Source organism: Photorhabdus namnaonensis, from assembly GCF_001684335.1.
Classification (GTDB): Bacteria; Pseudomonadota; Gammaproteobacteria; order Enterobacterales; family Enterobacteriaceae; genus Photorhabdus; species Photorhabdus namnaonensis.
This window is the reverse complement of the sequence record NZ_LOIC01000082.1, coordinates 151,735-170,438: the sequence shown is the minus strand read 5'-3', so window position 1 is coordinate 170,438 and position 18,704 is coordinate 151,735. Positions and strand designations below refer to the sequence as shown.

General features: G+C 44.1%; 12 protein-coding genes. 7 read left to right on the top strand and 5 right to left on the bottom strand.

Annotation, left to right across the window (positions count from 1 at the left end; translation table 11 throughout):
• Both Phpb_RS26370 and Phpb_RS17440 read right to left on the bottom strand, forming a co-directional pair.
• Window positions 1-5,821 (bottom strand): non-ribosomal peptide synthetase (locus tag Phpb_RS26370; protein ID WP_205634799.1); only part of this gene is annotated, 5,821 nt, incomplete at its 3' end.
• A gap of 902 nt (window positions 5,822-6,723) precedes the next feature.
• Entirely contained in the window at window positions 6,724-7,395 is a 672-nt protein-coding gene (locus Phpb_RS17440) for a transglycosylase SLT domain-containing protein (RefSeq protein WP_065391451.1), read from the bottom strand.
• Window positions 7,396-7,617: 222 nt separating this feature from the next.
• Here Phpb_RS17440 and Phpb_RS17435 point away from each other — a divergent pair, with 222 nt between their 5' ends.
• The 5 genes from Phpb_RS17435 to Phpb_RS17415 all read left to right on the top strand — a co-directional run bounded on the left by Phpb_RS17435 (window position 7,618) and on the right by Phpb_RS17415 (window position 12,172).
• A complete protein-coding gene (locus tag Phpb_RS17435; protein WP_065391450.1) occupies window positions 7,618-8,538 on the top strand; it encodes a metal ABC transporter substrate-binding protein in 921 nt (306 codons plus the stop codon).
• Window positions 8,535-9,431, top strand: coding sequence for a manganese/iron ABC transporter ATP-binding protein (locus Phpb_RS17430; protein ID WP_065391449.1), 897 nt, complete (start codon window positions 8,535-8,537; stop codon window positions 9,429-9,431). The genes Phpb_RS17435 and Phpb_RS17430 overlap by 4 nt, the downstream gene beginning before the upstream one ends.
• Complete coding sequence (locus Phpb_RS17425) at window positions 9,428-10,303, top strand: metal ABC transporter permease (protein ID WP_065391448.1); 876 nt, start codon at window positions 9,428-9,430, stop codon at window positions 10,301-10,303. The genes Phpb_RS17430 and Phpb_RS17425 overlap by 4 nt, the downstream gene beginning before the upstream one ends.
• A gap of 32 nt (window positions 10,304-10,335) precedes the next feature.
• Entirely contained in the window at window positions 10,336-11,187 is an 852-nt protein-coding gene (locus Phpb_RS17420; RefSeq protein WP_205634802.1) for a metal ABC transporter permease, read from the top strand.
• A 118-nt stretch (window positions 11,188-11,305) separates the two neighbouring features.
• Window positions 11,306-12,172, top strand: a complete 867-nt coding sequence (locus Phpb_RS17415; RefSeq protein ID WP_065391446.1) for a fructosamine kinase family protein — start codon at window positions 11,306-11,308, stop codon at window positions 12,170-12,172.
• Window positions 12,173-12,229: 57 nt separating this feature from the next.
• On the opposite strand, the gene Phpb_RS17410 is transcribed toward Phpb_RS17415, so the two are convergent.
• Window positions 12,230-12,772 carry a YniB family protein gene (locus tag Phpb_RS17410; RefSeq protein WP_065391445.1) on the bottom strand — a complete coding sequence of 181 codons (543 nt, stop codon included), beginning with the start codon at window positions 12,770-12,772 and terminating at the stop codon, window positions 12,230-12,232.
• A 423-nt stretch (window positions 12,773-13,195) separates the two neighbouring features.
• Between Phpb_RS17410 and Phpb_RS17405 the strand changes: the two genes are divergently transcribed.
• Window positions 13,196-13,744 carry a metal-dependent hydrolase gene (locus tag Phpb_RS17405; RefSeq protein WP_065391444.1) on the top strand — a complete coding sequence of 183 codons (549 nt, stop codon included), beginning with the start codon at window positions 13,196-13,198 and terminating at the stop codon, window positions 13,742-13,744.
• Between the two features lie 187 nt (window positions 13,745-13,931).
• Window positions 13,932-15,323: an L-cystine transporter gene (locus tag Phpb_RS17400; RefSeq protein ID WP_065391443.1), complete on the top strand. Its 1,392-nt coding sequence runs from the start codon at window positions 13,932-13,934 to the stop codon at window positions 15,321-15,323.
• Window positions 15,324-15,403: 80 nt separating this feature from the next.
• On the opposite strand, the gene htpX is transcribed toward Phpb_RS17400, so the two are convergent.
• A complete protein-coding gene (gene htpX / locus Phpb_RS17395) occupies window positions 15,404-16,291 on the bottom strand; it encodes a protease HtpX (RefSeq protein WP_065391442.1) in 888 nt (295 codons plus the stop codon).
• A 350-nt stretch (window positions 16,292-16,641) separates the two neighbouring features.
• Window positions 16,642-18,693, bottom strand: a complete 2,052-nt coding sequence (prc, locus tag Phpb_RS17390; RefSeq protein ID WP_065391441.1) for a carboxy terminal-processing peptidase — start codon at window positions 18,691-18,693, stop codon at window positions 16,642-16,644.
• Window positions 18,694-18,704 lie beyond the last annotated feature (11 nt).

Below are 18,704 nucleotides of genomic sequence, written 5' to 3'. Positions count from 1 at the left end.
CTTCCCCGCCAAAGATGATATAGCGCAAACAGTCCGGTAACGGATTGGCGACATAACTGGCAATAAAGGCTTTAAAAGCACTGGGGGTTTGATTCAACACCGTGATACCATGCTGACACACGAATTGGTGCAGCTCTTGAGGTGAACGGGCAATCGCGTGCGGAACCAGCACCAGTTTAGCGCCGTAGCGTAACGCTCCCCATAATTCCCACACCGAGAAGTCAAACGCTATGGAATGGAACAGGCACCAAATATCTTGCCGGTTAAAGTGATACCATAATTTAGTCGCGTCAAACAAACGCAGGATATGACGATGTTCCACCATCACTCCTTTCGGCGTACCGGTCGAACCCGAGGTGTAAATCACATAGGCCAGATGCTGTGCCGTCAATGCCGGCACTTGCGGGTTACTGTCCGGCTGATCTGGCAGATTATTCGGGTCAAGTACCGTCAGCCCTGCCAGCGTACTCTCACCCAGCGCATCACGCCCGACATTATCCGCCAGCAAAATAGCGGGGGCCGCATCGGTCAGGATATGTGCCAGGCGCTCACCGGTATAGACCGGGTCCAGCGGCACATAGGCCCCCCCGGCTTTCAGCACCGCTAATACCCCCACCACCATTGCCGGTGAACGTGACACGCAAACCACCACCCGCTGGTCCGGTGTAACGCCCAACGCTATCAGTTGATGCGCCAGACGGTTGGCGCGGGCATTGAGCTCGGCATAGCTGAGGATCTGTTCTTCATACACCAGTGCTGTGGCATCCGGACTTTTCTCTGCCCATTGCTCGAATAGTCGGTGAATACAACCGTGATCTGGATACGACGTTTCGGTTGTATTCCAGGTTTCCAGCAACAGCTTTTTTTCCGCTGCCGGCAAGATATTCAGTGTTCGTACCGGTGTTTCCGGACGCTGTTCAAGGGCCTTTGCCAGACTTTCCAGCGCCTGTTGCATATAACCGCATACACGTTCTGATTCAAATGGCTGCACCACCTGAGCGGTCAATCCCAACGTAGAACCGCCGTCCTCTACTGACAGCACAAACGGATAGTTGGTTCGTTCCTGCGCACCAAGGAATTCAATACCTGGCACTACCTTATTTGGCATCGCCGACTGATCATTATGTCGATAGTTCAACAAAGCACTAAAGAGTGGGGGTTCCCCCTGCACACTACTACAACGCTGGGCCAATGCCAGTGACGCATGTTCATGATCCAGTAATTCCGCCAGTCGAGTATGTGCTGCCTGTACACTGTCCTGTACCGGGGTATCATCCACATCCAGCCGTAATGGCAAGGTATTGATAAACAGCCCCATACCGCTGTCAGCGCCTTGCCCCGCTTGCATCCGACCAAACAATACGGTACCGAACACCACTTTCGTCTGTCCGCTGGTATGTGACAACACCTGTGCCCAAGCCAAATGGCACAAAGTCGCCAAACTGACGCCCAGACGCCGGGCCTGACTGCGCAGGCGATCATTCAACTCAGTGGGTAACATCCGGTACGATTCCGTCACCCGTGAACCATCCCGATGAACCTCCATCAACTCGAATGGCAGCGTTGGTTCATCCACCTCAGCCAACATGTCAGTAAAGAAGCGGGTATGTTCAGCCTCACTCATCCCCAATCGGGCCTGAGCCACTAGATTGCGGAAAGGGATCGGTACAGGTAAGTTCCCTTCCTGCCCGGCAATATAAGCCTGAATTTCACCATTCATCACTTCCAGCGTCGTATGGTCGCCAATCAGATGATGCAGCAATTGCAGTACGCTCCAACGACCGTCCTCTTCCTGCGCTACCGCAAAGTGCAATAAGGGTGCTTGGTTCAAATCAAGGCGATAATGTTGTAAGTCAAAATGTTGAGCTAACTGATCACGGACCGGCCCATCAATCGGGTCTAGTGTCAGTTCAGTGACTGATAATTGAGCCTGACGCCAAACCACCTGAACCGGCGCTGATAATCCTTGCCAAACAAAGGCGGTACGCAGAATATCGTGACGGTTAACCACCTGTTGCACTGCCACTAAATAGCGGTCCAACAGGGCGCGGTCAGCAAAGATCATCTGGCTAACAAATAAATATGGGTCACCCTTATTCGCCAACAGATGATGGAACAGAATACCGTCCTGCAACGGTGACAAACCATAAATATCCTGAATATTGGCAACCCCACCCGGTACCTGAGCCACAATATGGTCAATCTCAGTCTGAGTCAGATCAATCAACGGCAACATTTCAGGTGTAAGTGCCGAGGTTGCCGGGGTAATAACATTCGCCAGCACCAATAGCGCCTGTGATTGCCCTACTGTTTGGGCAAATTCAGATAACACCGGGGATTGGAATAAATCACGTACTGCCAGTGTTAACCCCACATTACGCAGACGTTCAATCATTCGTACCGCCAACAACGAATGACCACCCAAAGCAAAGAAACTGTCGTGCCGACTGACCTGCTCAATACCTAACAACTCGCTCCAGGCAGCGGCTAGCAGAGTTTCTATCTCCCCTTGCGGCGCGGCATAAATCTGACGGGCAAAGGCATCTTCCCCCGGTGCCGGTAATGCCCGTCGATCTAGTTTGCCATTCAGTGTTAACGGGAAGGTATCCAAGCGTACAAAGGCCGCCGGTACCATATAATCCGGCAAAATGGCACTCAGATAGGCACGCAAGCTATTAACTAGCCCGTCATCTGCTTCTGCCGCCACATAAGCCGCCAGCCGTTTATTTTGACCATCGCCCAGAGCCAGCACCAGTGCTTCGTTCACAGCCGGGTGTTCCAGCAATCGGGCTTCAATTTCCCCCGGTTCAATACGGAAACCACGGATTTTCACCTGCTGGTCATTACGGCCCAGAAATTCCAGATTTCCATCCGGCAGGTAGCGGGCTAAATCCCCGGTCCGGTACAGACGGGCATTGGGTTCACCACTAAACGGATCGGCCAGAAAACGTTCCGCTGTCAAATCAGGGCGGTTGAGATAGCCTCGCGCTACCCCCACACCGCCAATATACAACTCACCGACCGCGCCTAACGGCACTGGCTGGCCGTCAGTATTCAGCAAATAAACTTGTGTGTTAGCTGTCGGACGTCCAATCGCAATGACGCCCCCAGTGTAGTCTGACGGACAACGCCAGGTAGCCGCACACACCGTGATTTCCGTTGGACCATACGCATTAAACACCGTTGCCCGACGACTCAATGCCTGAAGCAGTGTTGCACTCGGCGCCTCACCACCGAGTATCAACGTCGGTCTAATTGTCATCACCGGCAGATCGACCCCCTCCCGGAGCAAGGCTGGGGTCAAGCAAGCATGGGTTATCACCTGTTCTTCCAGATAATGCCAGAGATAAAGAGGTTCCTGACGAATCATGTCAGCCGGGATCGCCAGAGTGGCCCCACTGCACAATGCCATCAGGGTTTCCCAGACACTCGCATCAAACCCAAATGAGGCAAACTGCAACATCCGGCTCCCCGGATGAATATCAAACTGAACGATTTTTTCCTGAATCAGGTTAACCAGCCCATGATGTTCGACCATCACTCCCTTTGGTATGCCGGTCGAACCGGAGGTATAAATCACATACGCCAGATGGCGCGGGGTTAACTCCGGTACTTGCGGGTTGCTCTCCGGGTGGTTGGGCAATGAATTCGGATCCAGCACAGTCAGTGCAGCCAGTACGTTTTCGCCTAACGCGGCACGTCCAATATCATCTGTCAGTACAATAGCTGGCGCAACATCAGTTAAAATATGAACCAGCCGTTCCCCCGGATAAGCCGGGTCTAGCGGTACATAGGCACCCCCGGCTTTCAGTACTGCCAGCAGCCCCACTATCCGCGCCGGCGAACTCGCGACACAAATTGCCACCCGCTGCTCTGGTGAGACTCCCAACGTAATCAGTTGATGCGCCAGCCGATTGGCACGGGCATTTAATTCGGCATAGTTGAGAACGCGTTCTTCATACATCAGCGCTATAGCGTCAGGGGTTTTCTCCACCTGTTGTTCAAACAGCCGGTGAATACATAACCGGTCAGGATATACCGTTTCAGTCGCGTTCCAGGTTTCCAGCAGCAGAGTGCGTTCAGCTTCAGGCAACAAATTAAGTTGCCAGACGGGAACGTCATTCCGTTCTTCTGCCGATAATGCCAACACCTGTAAATGTTCACTCATCCGCTGAACCACTTCCGTACTCAAACGGTTTGTATCGTAAATCCAGCGAAAACCACCCTGAGTATTTATCTGGAGTGTCAGCAATTCACCTAATGCATTCTGCTGCCACGGTTTGTCATCCGGCATGAAAGAAACGGCAACTCGCCACGGGCAACTTGTTGTTAATGCCGGGATAACACACAGTGAAGGAGAACGGGAAAGGAGATCACGACAAAATGTACGATGTTGCGTCAGCCGTACAAGCTCATCCTCCATCCAGTTCGCTACCGCATACCACGGCTGATCAAACTCCACCTTAACAATCATTGGCACCACTGGCGCCAAAACAGACAACACATCCGATTCATCTTTTACCCTATCCACACACCAGCCGATTTGGAATTCGGTTTGATGAGTCAAGCGCGCAAGATAGATAGCAAATGTCTGTAACAGTGTCTGCAATGGTCTTTTTTCACCATTTTCTAATAGCGGAGATTGCCAGGCACTTAATGCCCATTCCGGTGCTGCTGACTTCCCGGCAGTTTCGAAAGGTAATTGGAGCGGCAGAAAAGAGGCAAGACGTTCACGCCAGAATGATTCACTAGGTGCCAATGCCTGGAGGATATCTTTTACATTCTGAGTCTGTTGTGAAGAAAGCAGAGGCAACTGCTTGCCTAGTCCAAGTTCTGATATATCAGCAAGTTCCCCGGCGGAAAGTAATTTACCTTCAAGTGTGGCAAACCCTCCGATCCTAACATCCTCACTTCCGGTTGTTACCTGCCAGGCATCCTCCTCTACAGCAATCAACGTACCGGGTGCCCCTCCAGAATAGTGATTCAGCCGTTGAAGCCAAGAAATTCGCACTGTGCCCCATTTCAGCAACAGTTTCGGGCAACCCAGTGGATTTAAATAATTTTCGCCAAAATCTAATGCCCGTACTAAAGCTGAAAGTACCTCACCCGACTGCTGCCAACACAGATACCCCCCACTATCGGGACGACGAGACTGAGCATAAAAACTTCGTTGTGTCAGATCCTGCGGATAAGTCACCAACTTTTCCTGCTCAAGATCCCGAAGCAATTTGATAAACCCTTCCTGAGCTGCCTGATAGCATTTCAGATTCAATGAAAATGCATTATCGTGTTCCTTAATAGATACCGGCCATTGCACCGCTATATCACCAGTGTCCACCCCCGCCTCAATACAATGCCACGAAATGGCGTAATGTGTCTCCCGCGCTAACAGTGCCCAAGAAGTGGCATGACTTCCCGCATAACGTGGCAAGGGACTATTGTGATAATTAAAAGCACCGCAGCGAATCTGCCCAATCAGCGACACAGGCAGGATAATCGGATTAACGATGGAGAACAGCCAGTCCACAGGATGTTGTGCAATTTGCGCTTGTAATGCCTCAACAGAGTTCACACAAATAATCCCTTGCCGGGCAGCCCATGTTTGCAGGACGGTATCGGTAGTCAGTATTGCTTGTATCGTATGCCCGGCCGCCTGAATTTGTTCGGCGCAGAATACTGCAAGGGTTGTTCCCCCGACCACGACGCAATTACGTGACAGAGCAGGTATATTCTTTACGTTATTGGTTATATTTTCTGATGTCTGAGAGAGAAGTTCGGCTTTAAGGATACTTTCCGCTTTTTTAGTAATGCTATCTTTCATCTACTACCTCAATAAATCTGTTAGATATTTGGCAACTATCATTCTTAGCAATCATCACAAGTGTTTTTTTATTTTTCCCCACTTATCCTGGGCGGAATCAAAATGGGTACGTTAAACATCAACTAAAATACTCAAGCAATGTTTTCTCTCTGTAACTGGATGTGAATAACTTATTTATTAGCAATTCTGTGATGATAACTTTCCTAAAACCGTGAAATGGTCACTTATGAAACGTAAATGTATGTTCTATTTCATCCTTATTTCTTGGATAAGCACTTTTGATTGATGCTTAATTCTATTATTGACACGAAAAAAAATTAGATAATTTATTGAAAAATAACGCCATCCCCTCAATAAAAGAGCAGGTAAAATGCCATGTCAAATACAACCCATTAAACATTTTAAAGTAAATTTCATATATTTAATCACTTTAAAAAATAAGTTTATGATAAAATTAATTTCATTTAAATTTATTTAATAATAATAATCCTATATAAAAATTTAAAACTAAATATCTCCAGCATCATAAGGAGATAATTTCAAATTAAAATCAATCCAACTATATATTATTTTATAGTAATATAGATAAGATCAACATTGGTGGAATACCGTATTGATCATAAGAAACATAAGATATGAATTATCGGATATCAAACGATATTTACCATCGCATGATGTAAATTGAAATAAGGTCTCATGCCTTTTAGCTTGTAAACACCAGTGAACACATATATTAAAGCCCCCTCCTCCACAATTAGTACCAAAGGAGGGATAATTTTATTTTCCAGAATCCACTACAGAGATTAAGAGAAGTCTTTCGCAGTTAAATTTAGCAAAAACCGCCGTAAACCCCCCGACTAATCGAGTCTGTCGCAAATGGAATCGTCATTTTTATCAGCAACTCAATCTACCAATACTAACGAACGATAAGCCTTTTTTACCTTCCACAAATAGCGTGGAGCCTGAGGTGCTGGATGATTATCCTGAACATACTGATAAAACTCATCCGGCGTCATGCGGTTTATTTTATTAACGGCTAATTGACGATCCACACTAAAAGTACGCAAAAGAGCGCCCGCACCATTTACGTAGGCAACAATAGTGGCATAGTAGAGGGTCTCGGGGTTATCAATACCTGCCAGATGTTGCTCTTTCAGAATACTGATATAAGCAGTGCCAAGATCGATATTAGTTTTAGGATCTTTCAACTCACGAGTTGTCGGCTGACCAAGACGCCCCTTCTGTCGATACACATCCCGCCCTGCTGTCGATGCTTTAATCTGCATAAGACCAATTGCATTCGATTTACTGACCGCATCAGGGCGAAAACCGGATTCAACTTGAATAATCGCTCTGATCAACGTTTCATCAACGCCGTACCGATTGGATGCCTGTTGAATAAATGTGTCAAAAGGCGTTGGCGGGAAAGAAGAAATTCTAGCTGCGTTAGCAGTATTGCCACTAAGCATACGTTGCTGACCGGACTGTTTACCCGCATTTGTTTGCTGAACATTTTTCTCAGCACAACCGACTAACAGCACGATCAGTGCCATAAAGCTCAGTCTTAATTTCACCCTATCATCCTCTGGATCAAATTTTACTAAAGCGCAGCATATACAATTTCGTTTACAATCTAAAAATATTTTTACTTAACTTTTCACTGTATTCGTGTTCATATTCATATGGAATAACTATCGCAACAATCGCTGTTCCCAAATTTTATAATCTTGACTTTACTTAGATGATATTGATAATCGTTATCATATATATACTTATAACAAGTAAGGTTTGAATTGATGAAGAAAAAACTTTCTCTGCTTTTACTTTCTCCTCCTGTTCTGGGAATTATGTTAATTCTCTTATCTATAATTTTATTTAGCCGTCAGGCATCTGCCGCTAAACAATTTAAAGTCGTCACTACCTTTACTATCATCCAAGATATCGCACAAAACGTAGCAGGTGATGCGGCGATTGTTGAATCAATTACTAAACCTGGCGCCGAAATCCATGATTACCAACCTACCCCCAAAGATATTATAAAATCTCAACATGCTGATTTGATCCTTTGGAATGGGCTAAATCTAGAGCGCTGGTTTGAACGCTTCTTTGAAAACCTTAAAGATGTACCTGCCGTTGTTATTACTGACGGCATTGAACCACTCCCTATCCGTGAAGGGCCTTACAACGGGAATCCTAATCCTCACGCCTGGATGTCACCCACAAATGCTTTGGTCTATATCGAGAATATCCGCCAAGCATTTGTGAAATACGATCCTGAAAATGCAGAAATTTATAATAGGAACGCTAAAGCCTACGCTGAAAAAATCGCCCAATTGGATTCTCCACTGCGAGAACGTCTTTCCCGTATTCCACAAGATCAACGTTGGTTAGTCACTAGTGAAGGGGCTTTTAGCTATTTAGCTAAAGATTACCAATTCAAGGAAGTTTATCTATGGCCGATTAATGCGGAAGAACAGGGTTCGCCACAACAAGTTCGTCATGTCATTGATACTGTAAGGGCAAACAAAATCCCAGTTGTATTTAGCGAAAGTACAATTTCAGATAAACCAGCCAAACAAGTCAGTAAAGAAACAGATGCCCATTATGGTGGCGTTCTTTATGTAGATTCACTCTCCGGCAGTGACGGCCCAGTACCAACTTATATTGATTTACTGAACAAAACTGTAGATACAATCGCAAAAGGATTTAATCAATGAATAGCAATATGCTGTTTGAACGTCCTCATTTAGTCGTCGATGACGCCACTGTGACTTATAATAACGGTCACACAGCTATTTATGATGCAAGTTTTTCTATCACCGGTGGAACTATCTGTGCATTGGTGGGCATTAACGGTAGTGGTAAATCCACACTGTTTAAGACCATCATGGGGCTGGTAAGCCCATCTCAGGGAAAAGTAACTCTGAGTGATATGCCAGTCAAAAATGCTTTGAAGAAAAATATTATTGCATATGTCCCTCAAACAGAAGAAGTCGACTGGAACTTTCCAGTATTGGTTTCTGATGTCGTTATGATGGGTCGCTATGGGAAAATGGGCTTCCTGAGAATCCCAAGTAAAAAAGATCACCAAGCTGTTGATAAAGCACTTGAACGTGTCGGCTTAACAGCCCTACGCAACCGGCAGATTGGCGAGCTCTCAGGCGGACAAAAAAAACGGGTTTTTCTTGCAAGAGCGCTAGCTCAGGAAGGCAAAGTCCTATTACTGGATGAACCTTTCACTGGTGTTGATGTAAAAACAGAAAATGCCATCATTGACCTACTATGTGATTTACGTGATGAGGGCCATCTGGTTCTGGTTTCCACACATAACCTTGGCAGCGTGCCTGAATTCTGCGATCACGTTATCTTAATCAACCGGACTGTTCTGGCAAGCGGCCCAACAGAAACAACGTTCACCCAAAAAAATTTAGAGATGACTTTTGGTGGAGTGCTTCGCCATATTAATCTATCCGGCCGGGAATTACATGACGACGATGACCCACGCTCCTTGACGGTTATTACTGATGATGAACGCGCAGCCGTATTTTATGGTCATGATCACCATGTTCCGCCGCGGCAGAGTCAGCATAAGGAGAAGCGCCAATCATGACAGAACTTTTGCTGCAACCTTTTCACTACAATTACATGGTAAAAGCCATCTGGGTTAGTGCTATCGTCGGTGCCGTCTGTGCTTTCCTTTCCTCCTACCTGATGCTAAAAGGCTGGTCATTGATGGGAGATGCTCTTTCTCACTCAGTCGTGCCTGGCGTCGCTGGTGCTTACGCACTGGGTCTCCCTTATGCGGGGGGTGCTTTTTTTACCGGAATGCTGGCAGCTCTGTCTATGACTTTGGTTCGTCATATCACTCGCTTACGCGAAGATGCGGTGATCGGGTTCATTTTTTCCACTTTCTTTGCAGCCGGCTTATTAATCGTTTCTCTCAATCCTACTTCCGTTAACGTACAAACCATTATTTTCGGCAATATCCTTGGCATCGCTGATGAAGATGTTCTCCAAGTTGAAATCATTATCGCAATTTCATTTATCGTACTCATGTTTATCTGGAAAGATTTGCTCGTTGTCTTTTTTGATGAAACGCACGCACGCTCTATCGGCTTATCTCCCTTGCGGATGAAAATCATTTTTTTTACTTTGTTGAGTGCTTGTACTGTCGCAGCCTTACAAACTGTCGGCGCTATTCTGGTGATTGCAATGGTAGTCACTCCAGGCGCAACAGCTTACTTATTAACCGATCGTTTTAAGCATCTGCTGATCATTGCCGTTACTATTGGTTCTCTGACCAGTGCATTTGGGGCTTACCTAAGTTTCTTCCTTAACGGCGCTACTGGTGGTGTCATTGTCACACTACAAACCGTTATTTTCCTACTGGCATTCTTCTTTGCGCCAAAACATGGACTATTCGCTTCACGTATACGCGCCAAAAAAGAATCCTCAGCATTGGCTCAGGAGACACAACCGTGAATGAGTTAATACAGTTTCTCACTGAGCCGTTTATGTTTCCATTTATGCAACGAGCGATATTCGCCGCGATTGTAACAGGTGCGGTATGTGCAATGCTCTCTTGCTATCTGGTTCTTAAAGGCTGGTCGTTAATGGGAGACGCCATTTCTCACGCTGTATTACCAGGTATTGTGCTGGCTTTCGCTGCCGGTATACCACTGGCTATTGGCGCATTTCTTTCCGGTATTTTTTGTGCTGTTGCAACGGGATATCTGAAAGAACATAGCCGGATAAAAGAAGATACTGTCATGGGAATTGTCTTTTCAGGTATGTTTGCCTTTGGTTTAGTTCTTTTTGCCCGTATGGATACCGACCAACATCTCACTCATATTCTGTTCGGAAATATACTAGGGATCACTAAAGATGAGTTGAACCAAACATTATGGATTACCGGCATCACTATGGCGGTGGTACTGCTAAAGCGCAAAGACTTTATGCTTTACTGCTTCGATCCGAACCAAGCACGCGTTGTGGGATTACCTGTTAAGCTTTTACATTATGGTTTGCTTTGCCTGCTGTCCATGACCATCGTCGCTTCCCTGCAAGCAGTGGGAATGATTTTGGTTATTGCAATGTTGATATCACCAGGCATTATCGCTTTCATGTTATGCCGCAGTTTTGACCGAATGTTAATTGTCGCTATCATTGCATCGGTCTGTTCCTGTGTCCTGGGTACTCTGATCAGTTTCCACATTGATGGCGCAACGGGGCCATGCATTGTTATTGTTCAGGCAATCTTCTTTACACTGGCACTGGCTTACAGTCAGATAAAACTTGTAAGAACAAAGTCTAAACGTAAAACGTATCAAGCTGCTCTACAAATCTCTAACGAACCCAACCAATAACAAAAAGGGTTATATCTGTTTTGAGATATAACCCTGTTAATCATATTTTTTACCTGATCATATATTTTCTCTGACTATAATTGTTCATAAAGTAATTGATGACGTAGAGAGGTGAACCATGTGGCAAGCAATAAATCGTTTGTTAAACGAACATTTCGGTGTTGCTGAAATTCACGATAAAACTGAGTTAGCCGGAGGGGACATCCACCAAGCTTGGCGAATCACACATGGAAAACGACAAATTTTTGTCAAATCAAACCTGCGGGAAATGCTCCCTGTCTTCAAAGCAGAATCAGAACAACTTGAACTCTTGGCACGCAGCCAGACTATCCGTGTTCCAACTGTTTATGGTATCGGCAATACCCGTGACCATAGCTTTCTCTTGCTTGAATTTCTGCCTTTAAAATCTTTTGACCCTCACAGTGCCTATTGCTTCGGTCAACAACTGGCAAAACTTCATCAATGGAGTGAGCAACCTCAATTCGGTTTTGATTTTGACAATATGCTGGCAACGACACCACAACCCAATGGCTGGCAACGACGTTGGCACCAATTTTATGCGGAAAAACGGATTGGTTGGCAATTACAAATCGCAGCGGAAAAAAACATGATATTTGGCGACATTGATAATATCGTTCAAGCCATAAGTAACAAACTTCAACACCATCAGCCACAACCCTCTCTTTTACATGGCGATCTCTGGCCTGCTAATTGTGCTTCGTTAGACGATCAAGCCGTTGCCTTCGACCCAGCCTGTTATTGGGGAGATCGTGAATGTGATTTCGCTATGTTACCGTTATACCCTGATTTACCGATGCAAATTTTTGATGGCTATCAGAGCGTATGGCCACTCCCTGCCAACTTTATCGAACGACAACCCGTGTATCAGCTCTATTATTTGCTTAACCGGTGTAATCTGTTTGGTGGTGATAATCTTATTGCGGCTCAGAATATTATTGATAATATTTTGATTGAAAGTAGCTAATAAGTAGGTAATCAAGCTGCGAAACCCTTATTCCGCAGCTATAGCCAACCGGAGAATCTACCAGCCTAAGATTTTCAATAGAAAATAAAAAATTGCACCGATAATTACCGGTGAAATATATAAGATATAAATCTGACTGAACAGTGTATGACGAGGAAGTTTAATCTTTAATTCAATCTGTTCTCTCGTCAGTCCATTATTGCCTTTAGCTTTTTCAATAATAAGCTGATCTTCAATATTTTCGCGTACAAACTTTACTTGCCTGTACATACGTTGACCTGATGCATTCATAGCAAGGCCGAAAAAAATAAGAAAATAGATAATCAGGAAACCAAGTGTTGACCCGGTAAAGTCAGCCAGATGATCAGGTGTTGGCGAATTTTTCCAGAAGAAATCCAGAAATGGGGTATTAAAACGCACCATTTCAGCCATCATTTTCAGCAAATCATCCAAAACAGCGTTGATACCATCACCTTTAATACCATGCAACCAGGCAAGATTGATCACAGAAACCATGGTCGATAAAAGTGCCGGAATAAAAATCATCCAACCTAAAACTCGCTTAATAATAGCGATGTATCCGGCTTTTTGGTAAGTCATTGATACCCCTCATAGCAATAAGCAGATTTTATTTTTGGCTAATCATAGCCCATCAATCACCAAATTTAACTTTATATTTAATTAACTAAGGATTTCTCACCATGTTCCCAATCAGGAAAAGATTTCATTCACTGAGGTTGTTACAATCAGCTCTCGCTAACTGTCTGACCAAAGAGAGATACTAAATGTCTTTTCATTTACCAATAAAAGCGGCCATTTTTTGATATCGATGGCAGCTTCTCAATTGTTCACATAACAGCCGCAGCGCTTATATCTTATTCTGTCAAATAAAAATTTAATTAGATATTAACGTTATATATTAATAAATAAGATATTTTTGCTTTTCACCCTCTATCTTACCCACGTAAAACCCTCTATACTTCGCCAACTGTATGGATAGACAGTTATTAGTCAGAGGAATTTATGACCGCGGAAGGGCATCTTTTGTTTTCAGTCGCCAGCATTATCTTGGCACGCAAACTAGAAATAACACCAGAGATAGCTAATGGAGACTGGCTGCATATGCTACCAGGGGTGCTGCTTACTGCCTTGTTACCTGATATCGATCACCCTAATTCAACCTTGGGTAGATTATTCAGATTTATCTCCATTCCCGTTGCCAAACTCTGTGGTCATAGAGGATTTACTCACAGCTTACTCGCTCTTATATTAGGGATTACTTTATTTTGGCTAAAAATACCGGAAGAGTGGCTAATCCCAACTGATTTTTTCCATGCCATGATTGTTGGCTATTTGAGCCACCTGATTGCAGATATGCTAACGCCCGCAGGTGTGCCGTTATTATGGCCCATCAAAATACGCTTCTGTCTACCTGTGCTTGGCAAACAAGGAAACAAGAAAGCAGAAAGGTTTATTTCTGCTCTATTAATTGTCATTGCCGTTTTTCTACCAGAACATATTGAATGCTCTATATTTTTTTATATCAATCGCATCAAAGATCTCTATTTCTAATGTTCTAATTGACTAAAAATCAATCTTAAAAGTCACATTTGTTATATTAAATTCTATATAGTTATAAATGAGAATAATTTAAGCTGATACTATATTCTCCAACTGCTTGTTGTAATGTGTTCGTTTGCAAACTTACACGATTCGATACAACTTATGACTTAACTAAATTGAATTCTGGAGTTTGGGGATGAATTTACCACTCATTTCGAATGTGCTCGTCTTCGTAGCACTGCTTTTGCTATTGTCAAAAGCCAGTTCACGGCAATGGAACCTGTCGAAAAAGGTTTTTGCTGGCCTTGCCATTGGCATTATTTTTGGTTTGGCGCTGCAATTAATTTATGGCTCTGATAATGCCATAGTGAAGGAGTCTATATCATGGTTCAACATTGTAGGTAATGGTTACATACAGCTTCTACAAATGGTCATTATGCCTCTGGTATTCGCCTCTATTTTGAGCGCGGTTGCCAAATTACACAAAGCATCTTCTCTAGGAAAAATCAGTTTTCTGACTATTGGCGCGTTGCTATTTACTACCATGATTGCAGCGCTTATCGGTATCATGATTATCAACCTGTTTGGCCTAACCGCTGAAGGTCTGATTCAAGGTCCTCAAGAAACAACCCGCCTGTCTGCTATCGAAAACAACTACGTCAGCAAAGTCTCTGATCTATCTGTACCACAATTGATTTTATCTTTTATTCCTAAAAATCCATTTGCAGATTTAACCGGCGCTAATCCAACCTCTGTTATCAGCGTTGTCATTTTTGCAACCTTCTTAGGTATCGCAGCCCTGCAAATGTTAAAAGATGATCATGAGAGGGGTGAGCGCATATTAGTCGCTATCGATACGATACAAGCATGGGTAATGAAACTGGTTCGTCTGGTTATGCGCTTAACGCCGTACGGTGTTATGGCCCTGATGACCAAAGTTGTCGCCAACTCTAATATCCATGAAATTGCAAAACTGGGAACCTTTGTTATCGCATCTTACATTGCATTAGCACTCGTGTTTGTTGTTCACGGGTTTCTGCTCTCTCTCATCGGCATCAATCCACTTAGATTTTTCAAAAAAACCTGGCCGGTGTTGACCTTTGCATTCACCAGCCGTTCTAGTGCGGCCAGTATTCCACTGAATGTCGAAACCCAGACACTCCGTATTGGCGTGCCAGAATCTATCGCCAGTTTCTCAGCCTCTTTCGGAGCAACAATTGGTCAGAATGGCTGTGCCGGGATTTATCCCGCCATGTTAGCAGCAATGGTTGCTCCAACCGTGGGCATAAATCCTCTTGACCCGATGTGGATTGCAACACTCGTTGGTATTGTCACTATTAGCTCTGCTGGCGTCGCCGGTGTAGGTGGCGGTGCTACGTTTGCGGCACTGATTGTCTTACCTGCAATGGGATTACCTGTGACGTTGATTGCTTTATTGATTTCTGTCGAGCCTCTCATTGATATGGGCCGTACGGCACTGAATGTAAGTGGCTCAATGACCGCGGGTACTATTACCAGCCAACTGATGGGACAAACTGATAAAACTATCTTCGATCAGGAAGAACAGGTTGAATTAAGTCAGCTATAATTTAAGACTTCAAAAATTGTAAAAAAGCCGGGTTTTGATTTCCCGGCTTTTTATTTTATTCACAATACTATTTTTCAGGGCTATTTATTCAGGTATTGTCCACTACGCAGCGCTTCAATACGTTTGTCCAATGGTGGGTGAGACATGAACAGCTCACTGAATGTTTTTGCTTTACCATTAATACAGAACGCCATCATACTGCCTTCTTCCTGCGGTTCATAACTGGTTTTCAGGCGCTGTAAAGCAGCAATCATTTTCTCACGGCCGACCAACTTGGCAGAACCAGCATCTGCATGGAACTCGCGGTAACGTGAGAACCACATTGTGATAATGCTCGCCAGAATACCAAATACTATTTCCAGCACCATTGAAACAACCATGTAAACAATTGGATTACCAGAAGGGTTACTCTCTTCCTCATCGCTGTTGCCAGACAGGAAACTTGATACCGCCTGAGCCAGCAGACGAGAAATAAAGATAACGAAAGTATTTACTATCCCTTGCAACAAGGTCATCGTCACCATATCACCATTAGCAATATGACTAATCTCATGAGCAATAACAGCTTCTGCTTCCGCCCTACTCATGTTGTCCAACAGACCGGTGCTGACAGCTACCAGAGAAGCATTACGACGCGCTCCGGTAGCGAATGCGTTAATATCAGGCGCGGCATAAATCGCAACCTGGGGCATGGCGATATTGACCTGTTCCGCTTGACGACGAACAGTTTCAACTAACCAATGTTCAACTTCATTTGCTGGCTGTTCTATGACCTGACCACCCACAGAACGCAGAGCCATCCATTTGGACATCAACAGGGAAACAAATGCTCCCCCGAAACCAAACAGGCCAGCCATAATCATCAAACCTTGTACACTACTCCTCTGAATTCCTGTCAAAGAAAGTATTATCCCGAACACCAACATAACAGCGAGGTTAGTGAGGAGGAACAAAACAATTCGCATCATAAAAACCGGCTTCCTTTATTAATAATCATAAATGCACTTTCAGAACTACTCTATAAATAAGGCTGTTCTTGCTATATTCAAGGCTTTTAACCTGTGAAGCGATAAGATCAACACAACTTTACAAAATCATAAAAAAATCCGCATTAGCCTAACACCAATTGGTTAAACAAAATACTCCAACACCTAGTAAAGCTGAGAAAATGTGAAATAATTCATCTTTTCTGAAAAGAAAGAACACCTTAAAAAGGCTGTTCATATTATTTTATTGAAAACCCAATATACCGCTCACTCAAAACATCTCAAGCGAACGGTATTGGGCATTAATCATTGACAGGCTTTAACCCATTATTTTACTTAGATTTAGCTAACATTTTCTCAGCAGGTTGATGCGCTAAATCAAGTGCAATCTTCACTGACTCATCAAGATAGGGATCTGGCCCTTGATAATCTTTAGGTAAATCATCCAGTGAAGTTAACGGTTTTTTACCCTCGCGTTTAAAGCGATCATTTATGCGATTCAACTTCAGAGCATCCGCTTCCTTATTCTCTTTCTCTCTTTGTGCGTAGTTCAAAGAAACAAGATTTTTATGCTCTTTCATTGCCTTATAGTGAGTAATATCCTCATTGATATACTTGAACTCTGGATCAGTTGTAATACGAGCATTGTGAGCGGTATTCAACTGAGGAACTAACGCGGCAATAATTTTAGACCCTGTATAACGGGCAGCCGGAACGCTATCCCAAGGCAAAGCATTATCTTCGAAACTTTCCCCCGTTTCTGCCGGATCAACCCCCGTTGGCATTACGATATCAGGAGTAACCCCTTTACGCTGAGTACTACCGCCATTGACACGATAGAACTTCTGAATCGTATATTGGACAGAGCCCAGTGACGGCCAATCAGGACGCATCATTTGATCGTAAATACGACTCAAAGAACGATATTGCTGAACTGTGCCTTTACCAAAAGTCGGTTCACCAACAATCAACGCTCGCCCATAATCCTGCATTGCCGCGGCAAAAATTTCAGAAGCGGAAGCACTAAAATGGTCTACCAGAACAACCAAAGGTCCTTTATAGTACACCACTTCATCGGTATCAGAATCCTGACGGATTTTTCCATTATTATCTCTAACCTGGACAATCGGGCCACTTGGGAGAAACAAGCCTGATAAAGAAACCGCCTCTGTCAGCGCACCACCACCATTGCTACGCAAATCAATGACAATAGCGCTGACATGCTGTTTGATCAGTTTTTGTAATTGCGTTTTAACATTATCAGTCAAACCAACATAAAAACCGGGGATATCAAGAACACCCACTTTTTCCTGACCAACTGTCTTAACTGACATCTTCACAGCCCGATCTTCCAAACGGATCTGTTCACGAGTTAAAGTAACAGTACGTGGTTTTGCTCCTTTGGTATCAGAAATAACCTCAAGCCGTACTTTACTCCCTTTAGGACCTTTAATCAGCGCAACCACATCATCCAGACGCCAGCCGATAATATCCACCATAGACTTACCTGACTGAGCAACACCAATAATCTTATCGCCCACGTTTAATGCTTTGCTTTTGGCGGCAGGTCCACCAGCAACCAAAGAATTTATAACCGTATAGTCATCATCTATTTGCAAAACAGCACCAATCCCTTCCAGGGAAAGACTCATTTCTGAGTTAAACTGTTCAGTATTGCGTGGTGAAAGATAATTGGTATGAGGATCAATTTCACGAGCAAACGCAGTCATAATCAATTGGAAAACATCTTCACTTTGACTTTGTGTCAGACGTTTTAACGCAGATTGATAACGTTTGGTGAGCATCTCTTTGATTTTATTGTCCTCTTTGCCACTGAGCTTGAGGTTGAGCCAATCATACTTAACTTTAGCATCCCAAAGTTTATTTAGCTCTTCCACACTCTGTGGCCAAGGGGCTTTGGAACGATCAACATCAATTGTATCGTTACCATTAAAATTCATTGGCTGTTCAAGACGCGATAAAGCGTACTGATAACGCTCAAAGCGACGTTTCTGTAACAAATTAAACAAGTCATATGGAATTTCCAGATTCCCACTTTCCAATTCCTTGCCTAACAACTTTTTCTTATCGGCATACTGAGCAATATCTGACGCTAATAATATGTTATGGCTGTAATCCAGTATATTGAGGTAACGATCAAATATTTTTGCCGAAAAATCACCATTTAAATCAAATTGGCGATAATGAGAACGAGTGAAGCGGGATGTTACCCGCTCGCTCACTGTTGAATGCTGAGGTTCCTGCTTCAATATAGGTAGTTGTTCAATACCAACAGGAACAGCCACTGGACTGTTTGTATTTGCATAACAAGTACCAAAAATTGAAACACCTAAGACAAAAGCCAGTCTGACGAATTTGTTCATGCCCAGGTTGG

Excerpts from the sequence above, each read along its gene's own strand:
- Phpb_RS17435 (WP_065391450.1), top strand. The coding sequence starts at position 7,618 with ATGAAGAAAAAACTTTCTCTGCTTTTACTTTCTCCTCCTGTTCTGGGA.
- Phpb_RS17415 (WP_065391446.1), top strand. The coding sequence starts at position 11,306 with ATGTGGCAAGCAATAAATCGTTTGTTAAACGAACATTTCGGTGTTGCT.
- Phpb_RS17405 (WP_065391444.1), top strand. The coding sequence starts at position 13,196 with ATGACCGCGGAAGGGCATCTTTTGTTTTCAGTCGCCAGCATTATCTTG.
- Phpb_RS17425 (WP_065391448.1), top strand. The coding sequence starts at position 9,428 with ATGACAGAACTTTTGCTGCAACCTTTTCACTACAATTACATGGTAAAA.
- Phpb_RS17410 (WP_065391445.1), bottom strand. The coding sequence starts at position 12,772 with ATGACTTACCAAAAAGCCGGATACATCGCTATTATTAAGCGAGTTTTA.
- prc (WP_065391441.1), bottom strand. The coding sequence starts at position 18,693 with ATGAACAAATTCGTCAGACTGGCTTTTGTCTTAGGTGTTTCAATTTTT.
- htpX (WP_065391442.1), bottom strand. The coding sequence starts at position 16,291 with ATGATGCGAATTGTTTTGTTCCTCCTCACTAACCTCGCTGTTATGTTG.
- Phpb_RS17420 (WP_205634802.1), top strand. The coding sequence starts at position 10,336 with ATGTTTCCATTTATGCAACGAGCGATATTCGCCGCGATTGTAACAGGT.
- Phpb_RS17400 (WP_065391443.1), top strand. The coding sequence starts at position 13,932 with ATGAATTTACCACTCATTTCGAATGTGCTCGTCTTCGTAGCACTGCTT.
- Phpb_RS17430 (WP_065391449.1), top strand. The coding sequence starts at position 8,535 with ATGAATAGCAATATGCTGTTTGAACGTCCTCATTTAGTCGTCGATGAC.